The organism is Rahnella ecdela (genome assembly GCF_019049625.1).
Classification (GTDB): domain Bacteria; phylum Pseudomonadota; class Gammaproteobacteria; order Enterobacterales; family Enterobacteriaceae; genus Rahnella; species Rahnella ecdela.
The window spans coordinates 357,333-372,022 of sequence record NZ_JAFMOY010000131.1 but is presented as its reverse complement, the minus strand read 5'-3'; the positions used below and the strand labels follow the sequence as shown (position 1 = coordinate 372,022).

General features: G+C 52.9%; 14 protein-coding genes and 1 pseudogene. 7 read left to right on the top strand and 8 right to left on the bottom strand.

Annotated elements, in window-relative coordinates:
• The first annotated feature begins 10 nt into the window (after positions 1-10).
• Entirely contained in the window at positions 11-1,603 is a 1,593-nt protein-coding gene (lsrK, locus tag J1784_RS20345) for an autoinducer-2 kinase (protein WP_217150766.1), read from the top strand.
• Positions 1,604-2,050: 447 nt separating this feature from the next.
• Here the strand turns inward: lsrK and kdgT are convergent, their stop codons facing one another.
• Positions 2,051-3,049 carry a 2-keto-3-deoxygluconate transporter gene (gene kdgT, locus J1784_RS20340; RefSeq protein WP_217150682.1) on the bottom strand — a complete coding sequence of 333 codons (999 nt, stop codon included), beginning with the start codon at positions 3,047-3,049 and terminating at the stop codon, positions 2,051-2,053.
• A 258-nt stretch (positions 3,050-3,307) separates the two neighbouring features.
• On the bottom strand, positions 3,308-3,973 hold the full coding sequence (fsa, locus tag J1784_RS20335) for a fructose-6-phosphate aldolase (protein ID WP_217150681.1): 666 nt from the start codon (positions 3,971-3,973) through the stop codon (positions 3,308-3,310).
• 145 nt (positions 3,974-4,118) lie between these two features.
• Here fsa and J1784_RS20330 point away from each other — a divergent pair, with 145 nt between their 5' ends.
• The 3 genes and pseudogenes from J1784_RS20330 to J1784_RS20320 all read left to right on the top strand — a co-directional run bounded on the left by J1784_RS20330 (position 4,119) and on the right by J1784_RS20320 (position 8,260).
• On the top strand, positions 4,119-5,018 hold the full coding sequence (locus J1784_RS20330) for a glycyl-radical enzyme activating protein (RefSeq protein ID WP_217150680.1): 900 nt from the start codon (positions 4,119-4,121) through the stop codon (positions 5,016-5,018).
• A 5-nt stretch (positions 5,019-5,023) separates the two neighbouring features.
• Positions 5,024-7,456: pseudogene (locus J1784_RS20325) on the top strand (formate C-acetyltransferase/glycerol dehydratase family glycyl radical enzyme).
• Positions 7,457-7,516: 60 nt separating this feature from the next.
• Positions 7,517-8,260 carry a DeoR/GlpR family DNA-binding transcription regulator gene (locus J1784_RS20320; RefSeq protein WP_217150679.1) on the top strand — a complete coding sequence of 248 codons (744 nt, stop codon included), beginning with the start codon at positions 7,517-7,519 and terminating at the stop codon, positions 8,258-8,260.
• A gap of 18 nt (positions 8,261-8,278) precedes the next feature.
• On the opposite strand, the gene araD is transcribed toward J1784_RS20320, so the two are convergent.
• The gene (araD, locus tag J1784_RS20315) at positions 8,279-8,974 is read right to left on the bottom strand and encodes an L-ribulose-5-phosphate 4-epimerase (protein ID WP_217150765.1); all 696 of its coding nucleotides are present in this window, start codon (positions 8,972-8,974) and stop codon (positions 8,279-8,281) included.
• A 272-nt stretch (positions 8,975-9,246) separates the two neighbouring features.
• Between araD and osmB the strand changes: the two genes are divergently transcribed.
• On the top strand, positions 9,247-9,465 hold the full coding sequence (gene osmB, locus J1784_RS20310) for an osmotically-inducible lipoprotein OsmB (protein WP_015697121.1): 219 nt from the start codon (positions 9,247-9,249) through the stop codon (positions 9,463-9,465).
• Between the two features lie 208 nt (positions 9,466-9,673).
• On the opposite strand, the gene yciH is transcribed toward osmB, so the two are convergent.
• A complete protein-coding gene (yciH, locus tag J1784_RS20305; RefSeq protein WP_217150678.1) occupies positions 9,674-10,003 on the bottom strand; it encodes a stress response translation initiation inhibitor YciH in 330 nt (109 codons plus the stop codon).
• A 12-nt stretch (positions 10,004-10,015) separates the two neighbouring features.
• Entirely contained in the window at positions 10,016-10,744 is a 729-nt protein-coding gene (gene pyrF / locus J1784_RS20300; protein ID WP_217150677.1) for an orotidine-5'-phosphate decarboxylase, read from the bottom strand.
• A 191-nt stretch (positions 10,745-10,935) separates the two neighbouring features.
• Here pyrF and J1784_RS20295 point away from each other — a divergent pair, with 191 nt between their 5' ends.
• On the top strand, positions 10,936-11,223 hold the full coding sequence (locus J1784_RS20295; RefSeq protein ID WP_217150676.1) for an Arc family DNA-binding protein: 288 nt from the start codon (positions 10,936-10,938) through the stop codon (positions 11,221-11,223).
• Positions 11,224-11,270: 47 nt separating this feature from the next.
• Here the strand turns inward: J1784_RS20295 and lapB are convergent, their stop codons facing one another.
• The 3 genes from lapB to pgpB form a co-directional block, all read right to left on the bottom strand.
• Positions 11,271-12,440 (bottom strand): lipopolysaccharide assembly protein LapB, encoded by a 1,170-nt coding sequence (gene lapB, locus J1784_RS20290; protein WP_217150675.1) that lies wholly within the window; start codon positions 12,438-12,440, stop codon positions 11,271-11,273.
• A gap of 6 nt (positions 12,441-12,446) precedes the next feature.
• Positions 12,447-12,758, bottom strand: coding sequence for a LapA family protein (locus J1784_RS20285; protein ID WP_217150674.1), 312 nt, complete (start codon positions 12,756-12,758; stop codon positions 12,447-12,449).
• A 284-nt stretch (positions 12,759-13,042) separates the two neighbouring features.
• Positions 13,043-13,798: a phosphatidylglycerophosphatase B gene (gene pgpB / locus J1784_RS20280; RefSeq protein WP_217150673.1), complete on the bottom strand. Its 756-nt coding sequence runs from the start codon at positions 13,796-13,798 to the stop codon at positions 13,043-13,045.
• Positions 13,799-14,089: 291 nt separating this feature from the next.
• Here pgpB and ribA point away from each other — a divergent pair, with 291 nt between their 5' ends.
• Complete coding sequence (gene ribA, locus J1784_RS20275; RefSeq protein ID WP_217150672.1) at positions 14,090-14,680, top strand: GTP cyclohydrolase II; 591 nt, start codon at positions 14,090-14,092, stop codon at positions 14,678-14,680.
• The last annotated feature ends 10 nt before the right edge of the window (positions 14,681-14,690 follow it).

The following is a 14,690-nucleotide window of genomic DNA, read 5'->3' as shown; positions in this document are numbered from 1 at the left end:
GAACGTAGCGATGACCTCTACCCTGAACTCTGACGACGATCGTAGCTATTTAATGGCGCTGGATGCCGGTACCGGCAGCGTCCGGGCGGTAATTTTCAATCTTGAAGGTGAGCAGATTGCCGCCGGACAAGCTGAGTGGATCCATCTGGCGGTGCCGGATGTCCCCGGTTCGATGGAGTTTGATCTGCAAAAAAACTGGCAGCTGGCCTGTCAGTGTATCCGTCAGGCACTGCATGAGGCGCATCTCCCTGCTTCCGCTATCCGTGCCGTTGCCGCCTGTTCCATGCGCGAAGGCATCGTGCTCTACAACAAAGCCGGTGAACCTATCTGGGCGTGCGCGAACGTGGATGCCCGCGCCAGCCGTGAAGTCTCAGAATTAAAAGAAATCCACGATTTCGAATTTGAACGCGAAGTGTACGAATGTTCCGGCCAGACGCTGGCGCTCAGCGCCATGCCACGTCTGCTGTGGCTGGCACATCATCGCCCGGACATTTACCGTCAGGCGGCCACGGTCACCATGATCAGCGACTGGCTGGCGTATATGCTCAGCGGCGAGCTGGCGGTGGATCCTTCAAATGCAGGCACTACCGGCATGCTGGATTTAGCCACCCGCAACTGGCGCCCTGAGCTGCTGGATATGGCGGGTTTGCGCGCAGATATGCTTTCACCGGTGGCGGAAACCGGTACACGACTCGGGTATGTGACTGCCGCTGCGGCTGACGCATGCGGGCTGAAAGCCGGGACACCGGTCGGTATGGGCGGCGGCGATGCGCAACTCGGTACGCTCGGCCTCGGGCTGGTGCGTCCGGGTCAGACGGCAGTTCTCGGCGGAACGTTCTGGCAGCAAATCGTCAATCTGCCGCAGGCGATCACCGATCCTGAGATGAATATCCGCGTCAATCCGCACGTCATTCCCGGAATGGCGCAGGCCGAATCAATCAGTTTCTTCACCGGCCTGACCATGCGCTGGTTCCGCGATGCGTTTTGTACCGAAGAAAAAACCATGGCGCATCGCCTCGGCGTGGATGCCTACAGTTTGCTGGAAGACATGGCGGCACGGGTTCCGGTCGGCGCCTGGGGCGTCACGCCGGTATTTTCTGATGCGATGCATTTCAAGAACTGGTATCACGCCGCGCCGTCTTTTATTAATCTTTCTATCGATCCGGAAAAGTGCAACAAACCAGTGCTTTTCCGCGCGCTGGAGGAAAACGCCGCCATCGTTTCGGCCTGTAATCTGGATATGATCGCCGCATTTTCGAGTGTACGAGCCAAATCGCTGGTGTTCTCCGGTGGCGGTTCGAAGGGTAAATTGTGGTGTCAGATTTTAAGTGATGTAACCGGCGTTCCGGTGAATGTGCCGGTAGTAAAAGAAGCCACCGCGCTCGGTTGTGCAATTGCCGCGGGTGTAGCGGCGGGCGTGTATTCGTCACTTGCCGATACCGGTGAAGCGCTGGTGCGCTGGGAGCGGGAATATCAGCCGGATGTGGCCAATCATACGAAATATCTGGTGCAAAAAGCTAACTGGCAGGAAGTGTATGCGGATCAGCTGGGACTGGTGGACAGGCAACTGACGACGTCGATGTGGAAAGCGCCAGGATTGTGAGGGTTAGCCACCCTAACTGGCTGCCTGAGGTCAAGGTCGTGGGCTCGCCGCCCACACTCGCTTTAAGGTCAACACCTTGGGCTGCCACCCAAACTGGCCTTAAGAGGCGCCTATCGCCGCGCCTCTTAAGAATCTCCGGCAGATTATCTTTTATCATTTAAAAGAGATTATTGGCGTGCTCAAAATTCAGCTGAACGGAGCGGCTTCGAGACCATTGGCTCGAAGACCGAGAGAAGGCAGTGCGAAGCACCTGGATTTGCGCCACCTACTACTACACCAGAACATGTCCGTTGTGCCTGCGATAGCGCGCAGTGAAGAGACATGGGATATCCAAGAGGGGACCGTCATGGCCCCTCTTGGTCAGTTTCGGCGCGAAAAGCCTTATGATAAGCCTTGCTAAAAAACCGAAACTATCTCAGTCCATAACTTAGAGGCTATTACGCCCAGTTATTTGACACTCGCCATCGGAGGGTCCATCGCCACTTTGCCCTTCACCGCTTTGTTTTTCACTCTTCTTGACCACATCGCGGTCAGGATCGGCACCAGTATGGAGGTGACGATAACCGAGGTGGCGACCAGCGCCGTGGCGGCCGGGGCGATAGGTTTAAACTGCGGGACCATTTCTGCAATCAGAACTGGCGTTGCTACGGCGGCACCGGCGGAGCTGGAGGCGGCAATCCCGGCTGTACCATCGCCGCCGCCGATGAATTTGTCGGCGAGGATAAGCGGGATACCGGTGATGACAATAACGGCCACACCCAGCAGCACACCTAACAGACCGGTTTGTGCAATCACGGTCAGGTTGATGGTGTTACCGAGCGCGAAGGCGAAGAACGGGATCAGCATTTGTACCGCTTTGCTGAAGAACTCGCGCAGTTCAGGATCCAGATTACCTAAGCCGAAACCGATCAGGAAGGGTAATACTGCGCCGACGAAAACATGCGGCTCAAAGGACGCAATACCCGCTGTACCGAGGATAACCATCGTCATCAGCGGTCCGGATTCCAGAGACATCAGCACAAATGCCCCCGCCTCTTCTTTGGTGCCGTACTGCTGCATCACTGACGCATACAAACCGCCGTTGGTCATGTCCATTGAAGCGACCAGCGCCAGCACCGAAAGCCCGGCAAAAAAGCCAAATTCCACACCATTTTCAGGCATGAAGCGCGAAGCCACCGCCGCAACAATCCAGGCAACCGCGATTTTTGTGACCACCAGCGTGCCGGATTTACGTAACACGGTGCCGGTCGCACTCAGTTTGATCGACGCGCCCATACAGAAGAACCACACGGCAAGAATCGGTACGGTACCGGTCATCAGTCCGTTGGTGAAAGAACCAAAATACTTGCCCGAATCAGGCGCGAAGGTATGGCACAGCGCACCAAGGAAAAGAGGCACTAACATCATTCCGCCAGGGATTTTTTCTATCGCTCGTTTAATGTGCATGTTTTTCACCTGATTTAAAGTAACGGGCCACTGAATGCCGCTACGTTATCCATTTATCAGGGGTATAAAAGTGATTCACTTCATAAAATGAAACGATGTTTCTATTTTTTAGATCGGTAGTTTTATTAATTTATTACGTCAATATTTAATTTCTGAGCGCAATCACATTTTAGGATTTTTATTATCCGGACGGCACCCGTGAAAAAACAAAAAACCCGCAGCAGTCGCCTGTGCAGGTTGGGTATTGCAGGAATGAGTTCAGCTGATTGAAGTGGTTCCGAAAGCCTGACGCCAGTCGGCATCGAATTTTTCAACAGCCGCCTGCACCGCCGGGGTATCGAGCAGTTGCTCGGCGACATCCACCGGTAGAGTGATTGACTGGCAACCGGCCAGCAGACAATCCATTGCCTGACGCGGCGTTCTGAAACTGGCGGCCAGCACTTTTGAATGCGGCGCATGAAGATTCAGCAGGGCCTGCAACTCTTTCACCATCGCGATACCATCACCGCCCTGCGCATCCAGGCGGTTGACGTAGGGTGCGACATATTCAGCCCCGGCCAGCGCCGACAACAACCCCTGACCGGCTCCGTAAACAGCGGTGCCAAGCGTCGGGATATTCATGCCTTTCAGTTTCTTGATCGCGGCCAGACCTTCACGTGTGACGGGGATCTTGACCACTAAACCCGATACGCGCTGCGTCATTAACAGGGCTTCAGCCACCATCTGTTCGGCATCAGATGCCATCACCTGTGCGAATAATTTGCCATTGCCCCCAAGCGCATCGCGCAATGCAGGCAACACTTCCCAAAGAAGTTTGCCCTCTTTCGCCACTATGCTGGGATTGGTCGTCACCCCCTGCAGCGGCAATATGCGTGAAAGACGTTTAACCGCAGCCACATCAGCAGTATCGAGATACAACTCCATAACCCCCTCCTTAAAACCTGTGAGCAAATGCAAAGTTCAGAGAGTGTACGCCTGCAAGCAGAAGGTTTGTTGATCATCATCAAAATCACTTTCGAATGAAAGCATGTAAATTACGAAAGAAGAAAAGACACAAAGGAGTGTCGAGATGATTTTCAATGTGCAGCGTTATTCCACGCATGACGGTCCCGGCATCCGCACGGTGGTGTTTCTCAAAGGTTGTTCACTGGGATGTACCTGGTGCCAGAACCCGGAAAGTCGCTCTGCCAGCCCGGATATTTTGTTCGATACCCGTTTGTGCAGCGCAGGCTGTGACTATTGCACACAGGTTTTCCCGCATGCGGTCACGGTGGAGAACGGCAGGATCAGCGTCCGGCAGCAAAATTTTACAGCATCGGATTTATGCCAGATTGAACAAACCTGCCCTTCCGGCGCACTGAGCGTGTGCGGTGATGAAGTAGATATCGGCGCCCTGATGCAGCAAATTCTGCGCGATAAGCCTTTTTATCAGCGGACCGGCGGCGGCGTGACGCTTTCCGGTGGCGAGCCTTTTATGCAGCCGCAAACGGCACGGACGTTACTGCAACGATGCAAACAGGAAGGTTTGCACACGGCGGTGGAAAGCTGTCTGCATGTGCCGTGGAAGTACATTGAACCCTCTCTCTGCGCACTCGATCTCGTGCTGGCAGATTTAAAACATGTCGCCGCTGAACCCTTTAAACGCCTGACCGGCGGCTCGGTAACACGCGTTATGGATAATTTCCGCCGTCTTTCTGCTGCCGGACAAAAGCTTATCGTGCGTGTTCCGTTAATCCCCGATTTCAACGCTGATCGTACTTCTGTCCGCCAGATTGTGGATTTCGCGGCGGAAGAAACCGGCTGCGAAGCGATTCACTTTTTGCCTTATCACACGCTTGGCATCAATAAATACGCCCTGCTCGGGCAACCTTATCTGGCTGCGCGCCAGCCGTTAAATGACCCTGACCTGCTGACGTTTGCTGAAGAATACGCCGCACAAAAAGGGCTATGTTCACAGTTAAGAGGATAAGAATAATGACCCAGCTGAATCTGAATACCCTTACCGCCCGGATCCGCGCACACAAAGAAGCCCTGATCCATATCGTGAAACCGCCGGTTTGTACTGAACGCGCGCAGCATTACACGCAGATTTATCAGCACCATGCTGATAAACCGCTGGCGGTGCGTCGCGCACTGGCGCTGGCAGAACATCTCAGCAAACGCACTATCTGGATCAAACATGATGAGCTGATCGTCGGTAATCAGGCCAGTGAAGTGCGTGCCGCGCCGATTTTCCCGGAATACACCGTCGGCTGGATTGAAAGTGAAATTGATGCGCTGGCAGACAGACCGGGCGCGGGTTTTGCCGTCAGCGAAGTTAATAAAAAAATCCTGCATGAAATCTGCCCGTGGTGGCGCGGTCAGACGGTTCAGGATCGCTGCTATGGGATGTTTACCGACGAACAGAAAGCGCTGCTCGAAAGCGGGATTGTGAAGGCCGAAGGGAATATGACTTCCGGTGACGCGCATCTGGCGGTGAATTTCCCGCTGCTGCTTGAACTCGGTCTTGACGGTTAGCGCCATAAAGTGGATGAACGCCGCAGCCGCATTCAGCTGACTGACTGGGAAGACCTGCACAAGGAACAGTTGCTTAAAGCCATTGATATTACGCTGAATGCCGTCAGCAATCATGTCCTGCGATTTGCAGAACTGGCGCGTGAAATGGCCGTTTCTGAAACCCGTGAAAACCGCCGGGAGGAACTGCTGACGATGGCCGCAAACTGCGAATTGATTTCTCACCGGCCACCGGAGAATTTCTGGCAGGCGTTGCAGTTATGCTATTTCATTCAGCTGATTTTGCAGATTGAATCTAACGGCCACTCCGTTTCGTTAGGGCGTATGGATCAGTATCTGTATCCATTCTACCGTCGCGATGTGGAACTGGAGCAAACACTGGAGCGCGGTCAGGCGATTGAGTTACTGCAAAGCTGCTGGCTGAAACTGCTGGAAGTGAACAAAATCCGCTCCGGCACTCATTCTAAAGCGTCTGCCGGAAGCCCGCTGTATCAGAACGTCACCATCGGTGGTCAGACATTGCGCAATGGCGTGGCTTCAGATGCGGTCAATCCTCTGTCTTACGCTGTGCTGGAATCTTGCGGGCAGCTGCGCTCCACCCAGCCGAATCTCAGCGTGCGTTATCACGCCGGGATGAGTAATGATTTCCTCCACGCCTGCGTGCAGGTGATCCGCTGCGGCTTTGGGATGCCCGCGTTCAACAACGATGAAATCGTCATTCCTGAATTCATCAGGCTGGGTGTCGAAAAGCAGGATGCTTATGACTATGCGGCTATTGGTTGTATCGAAACGGCGGTCGGTGGCAAATGGGGATACCGCTGCACCGGCATGAGCTTCATCAACTTTGCCCGTGTCATGCTGGCTGCACTGGAACAGGGTAAGGACGCGAAAAGCCAGACGCGTTTCCTGGCGCAGGAGCGCGGGTTATCGCAGGGTAATTTTGACAACTTCGAACAGGTTTTTGCACAGTGGGATGAACAAATCCGTTATTACACCCGTAAATCTATCGAGATCGAATGCGTGGTTGATACGGTTCTGGAAGAAAACGCGCGGGATATTTTATGTTCCGCACTGGTCGATGACTGCATTGAACGCGGTAAAACCATTAAACAAGGCGGCGCGAAATATGACTGGGTTTCCGGTTTGCAGGTCGGGATCGCCAATCTGGGTAACAGCCTGGCAGCGGTGAAGAAGCTGGTCTTTGATCAAGGGACGATCGGTCAGCAGGAACTGGCCAAAGCGCTGGTGTCGGATTATGCAGGGCTGGACGGCGAACGTCTGCGCCAGCGCCTGTTAAACGGCGCAGAGAAATACGGCAACGATCACGACGGCGTAGATAATCTGCTGGTGCGCGCGTATCAGTGTTATATCGATGAACTGTCGAATTATCACAATACACGTTTCGGGCGCGGTCCGGTGGGCGGCACGTATTATGCCGGTACGTCGTCGATTTCTGCTAACGTGCCTTTCGGTGCCGCTACCACGGCGACGCCGGATGGTCGCAAAGCCTTTACACCACTGGCTGAAGGCGCAAGTCCGGCATCGGGTACCGATCATCTTGGCCCGACCGCGGTATTTAACTCGCTGGGTAAACTGCCGACCGAAGCGATCCTCGGCGGCGTATTACTGAACCAGAAGCTGAATCCGGCGTCGCTTGAGAACGAAAATGACCGCCAGACGCTAATGCTGATGCTGCGGACGTTCTTCGAGGAGCATCACGGCTGGCATGTTCAGTACAATATTGTTTCCCGAGAGACATTGCTGAAAGCCCGTGAGGAACCGCAAAACTATCGTGATCTGGTGGTACGCGTGGCCGGTTATTCCGCGTTCTTTACGGCCTTATCGCCGGAGGCTCAGGATGATATTATCGCCCGTACTGAACACACTCTCTAACGTTCTCAAGTGATATTTCTTTTTTTGGGCGGTTCCGGCCGCCCTGACTTTTGGGCAATTATGAACGACAGACAACAAATTATTCTGCAATGGGTAAACGACAAACAGCGCATCAGCGTCACTGAGCTGTCACAGATTTGTCAGGTTTCAGAAGTCACGATCCGCCATGATCTGACCCGGCTGGAACAGCGCCATTATTTGCGCCGTGCCCACGGTTTTGCCGTCGCAATCCAGACCGATGACGTCGACACCCGCATGATGTCGAATTTTGCGCAAAAGCAGAAGCTGGCGAAATTTGCCGCATCACTGATTCAGGACGGAGAAACCGTATTTTTCGAAAGCGGCAGCAGTATTGCCCTGCTGGCTCAATATCTTGCCGACAAAAAGAATCTGACCGTGATTACCGTCAGCAGTTACGTGGCGTCATTATTGAAAAGTATGCCGTGTGAAGTGGTTCTGCTGGGCGGGATGTATCAGAAAACCAGTCAGACCGTGGTCGGTCCGCTGACCAGAATGTGCCTGCAGCAGATGAATTTCAGCAAGGCATTTATGGGCATTGATGGGTTCACGCAGGCGACAGGTTTTACCGGTCGCGACATGCTGCGTGCCGATGTAGTGAATGCAGTAGTCGAAAAAGGTGCGGAAAATATCGTCCTGACAGACTCTTCTAAATTCGGGCAAATTAATCTCAATCCGCTCGGCCCTGTCAGCGCGTTCAGCCGCGTCATTACTGACGACAAACTTGCCGAAGAATACCAGCAGCAACTTTCTGCGGCGGGTGTTCAGGTCAGCCTGGTGGGCTGACCTTTGGCATAACCAGGATCATTGACCGTAGTAAGCGTTCTTACCGTGTTTTCTCAGGTAGTGCTTATCTAACAGTTGCGGCTGCATGTCCGGCAGCTGCGGCGTTAACTGGCGTGAGAAAATCCCCATATACGCGATTTCTTCCAGCACGACGGCGTTATGCACGGCGTTGTCTGCATCGGTTCCCCAGGTAAACGGCCCGTGTGAATGCACCAGCACTGCCGGAATATCGGCTGGTGACAGGTTTCTTTCCGCAAAGGTTTTAACTATCACTTCGCCGGTTTCCCATTCGTAACGCCCGGCGATTTCTTCTTCCGTCATCCGGCGCGTGCAGGGAATATTGCCATAGAAATAATCCGCATGAGTGGTGCCCCAGGCCGGAATGTCCAAACCGGCCTGCGACCAGATGGTTGCGTGGCGCGAATGCGTGTGAACAATACCGCCCGCCTGCAGGAAATTGAGGTACAGTACCCGATGGGTATCGGTATCCGAAGACGGCTTTTTACTGCCCTCGACGATTTTGCCAGTTTCCAGTTCCACCACCACCATGTCGTCCACGCCCATGTGGTCGTATTCTACTCCCGACGGTTTAATCACTATCAGCCCTTCTGCGCGGTCAACGGCGCTGACATTTCCCCAGGTAAAGGTCACCAGATTGTGGCGCGGCAGTGCCAGATTGGCCTCTAATACCTGCTCTTTCAGTTGTTTAAGCATCATGGTTCCCTCTTATTGCAATGCTTTATTGTCTGGTCGGCGCGGGTGAGCAGGTATGGGGCAAATCGCTAAAGAGTGCGTACAGTTCTGCTACAAACGTAAAAGTGGCTGTTTGCGCCGGAAATTGAGTCATGCCTGTTCGCTGTTTTAGTTTTTTGTGTGGTGAGAAGACGGGTTCATGGTGATTTAAGATTATTCACCTAGTGAATGGATATCAATTTCACTATTTTTAATTAACGGATGCACAACTGCGTCTCGAAAGGAGAAATATTATGATGCTCGTAAATAAACGTGTTGCCAGTATTGCACTGGTTCTTACTCTGGCGATGTCTGTCAGTGCTTGTGGTAACTGGTCTAAACGTGACCGTAACACCGCAATCGGTGCGGGTGCCGGTGCGCTGGGCGGTGCAGTTCTGACTGACGGCAGTACGTTAGGGACACTCGGTGGCGCGGCGGTAGGGGGTATTGTCGGGCACCAGGTCAGTAAATAAAACTGCCGGAGAATAAGTTCTATTTCACTGGCATCAAAAACGTAAGCGTTAAGCAACGAATAAAGCTAAAAATAGGATTTGGCAGTTTTTCAGGTCACCTTTCTTGTCATCTTTTTTGATGACAAACAACGCTTCCGGCGTGTGATATCTCTAAAGTAACGCAAGATGCTGCACCGTTAAGGATGCAGCATCTTATAGTTTATCCGTTTCAGCCGCCCGCCAGTTTCACTTTCATCCCTTTAGCTTCGAGCAACTGTTTCAGCAGGTCGCGTTTATCGCCCTGGATCTCAATCACGCCCTCTTTAACCGCACCGCCGCAACCGCACTTCTTCTTCAGTTCTGCCGCGAGTTTTTCCAGTGCTGCATCATCAAGGTCAACGCCGCTGATCAGACACACACCTTTGCCTTTACGGCCGCTGGTCTGGCGCTGAATACGCACAATTCCGTCCCCCTTCGGGCGCGCGACGACGGCTTTCGGCTCATCAATCCTTCCGCTGTCGGTTGAATAGACCAGACGGCTGTTGTTGTCATTGCTCATACGTTCTCCCTCTTAACGCAGTGAGGCGCGGATATCACGCAGGGTCTGCGCCGGATCGGCTGACTGCGTAATCGGACGGCCAATCACCATGTAATCGACACCGGCGACCAGCGCTTCCTGCGGTGTCATCACACGACGCTGGTCGTCAGCTTTGCTGCCCGCAGGACGAATGCCTGGCGTCACCAGCTGGAATGCCTGGCCCAGCGCAGATTTAAAGCGCGTCGCTTCCTGAGCGGAACACACCACGCCATCAAGGCCACAGTCGCGGGTCAGGCGCGCCAGACGTTCGGCATAATCGGCAGGCGAAAGGGTAATACCTAAATCTGCCAGATCACTGCTTTCCATGCTGGTCAGCACGGTCACCGCAATCAGTAGCGGTGCATCTTTACCCAATGGTGCCAGCGCTTCTTTGGCTGCGGTCATCATGCGCGCACCGCCGCTGGCGTGTACGTTGACCATCCACACGCCCAGATCCGCCGCCGCAGCTACGGCACGCGCAGTGGTATTTGGAATGTCATGGAATTTCAAATCCAGAAAAACGTCAAAACCACGGCTTTGCAAGTCTTTGACCATCTGCGGACCAAAATGCGTGAACATTTCTTTGCCCACTTTCAGGCGACAATCGCGGGGATCAATCTTATCGGCAAACGCCAGCGCGGAAGATTTGTCGGCATAGTCCAGTGCAACAACAATAGGTGATGTATTTAAGTCGTTGTTGTTAATGTTATTTTCAGACTTCATATCGTCAGCCTCTTGTGTGAATTCAAATCAGGAAGGAGAAATAGTTTTTTTGCCGCCCGCATTTTACATGGCAAGACGCTGAATTCACAGCTACACATAATGTGACAGATTTATTAAATTTTTGTGAATCACTAGACGATGCAACATGGCTGGCATAGCTTGTTACTTTTACTCTAAGGAAAGGCTGAAAAATGAGTGAGATAACCACCCTGACCGTGAAAATTCCGGTTGAATTAAAAGAACTGATCAAGAACGCCGCCGCAGAAGCGGAACATTCATTAAGTGCAGAAGTGGCAGCACGCCTGGAACAGAGTTTTAATCCCTCCGCGCCAAAAGGCAAAAAGGCCGCCAAAGCGACCGAACACGAGATTGATAATCAGCATCTGGCGGAAGAAAGCGAGCCCGCCCTGACCGCCAAAGAAATTAAGAAACTGCGGAGTTTGCTGAGTATCCGCAAGACGAGCAGTAAAAAGAAGTAACACGGACAATCAGAACGAGACAGCCGGAGGGACAGAGAGTCAAATGATCACTGTCCGTCCAGCCCTCGTATAGGCTTGATCGTTGCCCAACCGCGGCATGACGGGCAGTGCCAGTACAATGAATGCGCGGTAAAGCCGCATTTGTGGCAACGGTAACGCGGTTTGGTGCGAATTTGCTCGCCTACCATGTCGCGCAATAAGACCAGACTTTCCTTCGCACGGCCCTCTTCCGCATCCGCCAGATGGTAATCCATCAGATGATGGAACACGCGCATAGTCGGATGCCGCTGAAGCTGGCGGTTAATGTAGTTCTGCGCCGTCTCGCGCCCTTCCTCATCATGAATGATTTCTGCCAGCATCAGCTCAGCGGCTGCACCGGTATTTTCATCCACACAACGTTTGAGGAACTCCGCCCAGCTAAGGGTATCTTTCAGGTTTTGATAGCATTCCTGGAGCATTGGCAGCGCTTCGCTGACCAGTTCTTTATCCTGCTCAAGAACGCGTTGCAAGGCTTCCGTCGCTTTGCGGTATTCACCCTGCGCCAGAAAAATCCGCCCCTGCATGATGGAAACACGGGCGCAAAGTTTATCCGCAGCCGCCGCTTTTTTCAGCAGCCCCGTGGCTTTGTCAAAATCATCGGCAACCATCGCCTGCAAAGCCAGTTCACACCAGAAATGCGCAATTTCTTTACGGCGGTTTTCTTTGCCCAGTTTGACCAGACGTTCAGCCACATCAATGGCATTTTGCCAGTCGCTGGTGGCCTGATGGATGATCAACAGTTGCTCGAGTGCGAACAGCTGGAAATCCTGCTCTTTGACCAGCTGATTGAACATGTCTTCGGCGCGGTCATAAAAACCAGCGGCCATGTAGTCACGACCCAGTTGCTGGACGGCAAGCAGGCGTTGTTCGAAGGTCAGTGAGGCGCTTTCCATCAGCGACTGGTGGATACGGATTGCACGATCCACTTCGCCACGGGAGCGGAACAGGTTACCCAGAGTCAGGTGCGCTTCGACTGTGCTGCTGTCCTCTTTCAACATTTCGAGGAACAGGTCGACCGCTTTGTCCTGCTGATTGGAAAGCAGGAAGTTAACCCCCGCTACGTATTCACGCGACAGGCGGTTAGCATTTTCCTGTTTATCCTGCTGAGAACTTCTGCGCCCCATGTACCAGCCATAGGCGGCAGCAACGGGCAACAACAGAAACAGCAGTTCTAACATAGAAGATTATTCCTTGCTGACATCATAAGATGCTGCTGGTGGCGTAACGACGGCCACAGGCTCAATTTGTTGTTCAAGACGTTTAATTTTACGTTGTGCACGTCCCAGTGACATACGGACGCGGAGGTAGAACAGCCCGCAAATGACCCAGCCGAGAATAAAACCGGTGGCAAACAACACGGCAAGCAGTGTGGAAACACGATAGTCACCCTGCGCCAGCAAATAGTTGAAGGTCACAGTCTGATCGTTATGAGCACCCAGAGTGATAGAAATCACAACGATGACCAGCAAAAATAAAAAAATCAGCAGATATTTCACATTCATTCCTGTAATGCCGGATGTACCGGTTGAATTATGCCAAAAACTCTCGTCCCGACCTAATAAGTTAGCATTTCCAAACAAAGCTGGGAAATATTGCAGTGGCTTAACATGCAGTCTGTATCAACTTCGACCAATTTTGAAGGTGGTTTCAGAAATTGCGTGCATCACTGCAATCGGGCCAATAAGAAGTATATGGGGATGAATAGCGAAAAATTAAAGGGGCGCGGTGAGCGGCTCCTTTTAATGACAAACACTTAACGGATTTTCCGAACACTCACCGGCTAGTCCCGCTCTCTGATTTCCTGCTTTTCAGCGGGCGGCGGTGTCAGCGGTCCGACATAACGTTCGGTCAGCCAGCAGGCCAGCGTCACCAGTATCCAGCTGATCCCAACGGAAGCCAGCAGGTCACGCGGCCAGTGCATTCCCAGCATCAGGCGGCTACCCATCACTACCACCGCCCACACCATCAGCACGGTGACCGTTTTGAAGTGCTTACGGCGCCATAACAGGCCGATGGCTAACAAAGCCCAGGTCGCGGCGAACATGGTATGCCCGGAGGGAAACGCATAACCGGTATCGTTCTGCCAGCTTTTGTTCAGCCAGTGCGGGATTTGTACGTCATCACCGAGGATTTCTTTCACCTGCTTGCCGCGTAATTTACTTTTCTGCGCATAAAACTCGCCGACGTTCATCTGGTGATCGGTACCCAGCCACGCCACATAAGGCCGCGGCTCCCGCACTTCGCCTTTGATGAAATCTTTCGCGTATTGCCCGACCAGCAGAGCGGCGACGATGATCACGCCCAGCCCGATGGCGGGTTTAAGGCGAAAACGCAAACACCACAGGAACCAGCCACAAAGAATGACAGTCGTGAGAATACCCCACGGTTCGCTCACCGTTTCGGTCACCCAGTACAGCGGGCGCAAAACGGAAGGATTTTCTCCCGGCACCCAAAGCCAGCCGCTTATCCATACCGCTGCGGGCATCAGCATTAAAATTACAGCCCCGAGTGCGGTGCGTTTGGCGATATCAAACATAGTCATCCCTTCCGTCATTCGTAAAAAAGAGTTGGAGTGTACCAACGTTGTCTCTTCATCACATTCTCAACGCTTCGATTGTTGAGGATGCAGTTATAATTCATATCTTATGAACTAATCGTTCAAATATTCCCGCTAAAATGAACAGCAAACTATGGCAAAATGGTGCCCTGTCATGATGGAAAGGCACCGATTCCCTATCCACAGGCCGCATCTGAACGTAGGATGCGCATCAATAAGTACAATACTCACTGTGAATCAAGACTATTTGTGGTTTTTTTGGAGCGTAAAATGCAGCTGAAACGGGTGGCAGAAGCCAATCTGCCAACACCTTGGGGCGATTTCCTGATGGTGGGTTTTGAAGAATTGGCCACCGGGCACGACCACCTGGCGTTAGTTTTTGGTGACATCAGCGGTGAAACACCCGTTCTTGCGCGAGTTCACTCTGAATGTCTGACCGGTGATGCTTTGTTCAGCCTGCGCTGTGACTGCGGTTTCCAGCTCGAAGCGGCACTGAATCACATTGCAGAGGAAGGCCGCGGTATCCTGATGTATCACCGTCAGGAAGGCCGTAACATCGGCTTGCTCAATAAAATCCGTGCTTACGCGCTGCAGGACAAAGGCTATGATACCGTTGAAGCCAACCACCAGCTCGGGTTTGCCGCTGACGAACGTGATTTCACGCTGTGTGCGGACATGTTCAAACTGCTCGGCGTCGATTCGGTTCGCCTGCTGACCAATAATCCGAAGAAAGTCGAAATCCTGACAGAAGCCGGAATAAACATCACCGAACGCGTTCCGCTGATCGTAGGACGCAACCCGGAAAACGAACGCTACCTGTCGACCAAAGCGGCCAAAATGGGTCACCTGCTCGAGAAGTAAGAGTTCTATA

Excerpts from the sequence above, each read along its gene's own strand:
- lsrK (WP_217150766.1), top strand. The coding sequence starts at position 11 with ATGACCTCTACCCTGAACTCTGACGACGATCGTAGCTATTTAATGGCG.
- kdgT (WP_217150682.1), bottom strand. The coding sequence starts at position 3,049 with ATGCACATTAAACGAGCGATAGAAAAAATCCCTGGCGGAATGATGTTA.
- fsa (WP_217150681.1), bottom strand. The coding sequence starts at position 3,973 with ATGGAGTTGTATCTCGATACTGCTGATGTGGCTGCGGTTAAACGTCTT.
- J1784_RS20330 (WP_217150680.1), top strand. The coding sequence starts at position 4,119 with ATGATTTTCAATGTGCAGCGTTATTCCACGCATGACGGTCCCGGCATC.
- J1784_RS20320 (WP_217150679.1), top strand. The coding sequence starts at position 7,517 with ATGAACGACAGACAACAAATTATTCTGCAATGGGTAAACGACAAACAG.
- araD (WP_217150765.1), bottom strand. The coding sequence starts at position 8,974 with ATGCTTAAACAACTGAAAGAGCAGGTATTAGAGGCCAATCTGGCACTG.
- osmB (WP_015697121.1), top strand. The coding sequence starts at position 9,247 with ATGATGCTCGTAAATAAACGTGTTGCCAGTATTGCACTGGTTCTTACT.
- yciH (WP_217150678.1), bottom strand. The coding sequence starts at position 10,003 with ATGAGCAATGACAACAACAGCCGTCTGGTCTATTCAACCGACAGCGGA.
- pyrF (WP_217150677.1), bottom strand. The coding sequence starts at position 10,744 with ATGAAGTCTGAAAATAACATTAACAACAACGACTTAAATACATCACCT.
- J1784_RS20295 (WP_217150676.1), top strand. The coding sequence starts at position 10,936 with ATGAGTGAGATAACCACCCTGACCGTGAAAATTCCGGTTGAATTAAAA.
- lapB (WP_217150675.1), bottom strand. The coding sequence starts at position 12,440 with ATGTTAGAACTGCTGTTTCTGTTGTTGCCCGTTGCTGCCGCCTATGGC.
- pgpB (WP_217150673.1), bottom strand. The coding sequence starts at position 13,798 with ATGTTTGATATCGCCAAACGCACCGCACTCGGGGCTGTAATTTTAATG.
- ribA (WP_217150672.1), top strand. The coding sequence starts at position 14,090 with ATGCAGCTGAAACGGGTGGCAGAAGCCAATCTGCCAACACCTTGGGGC.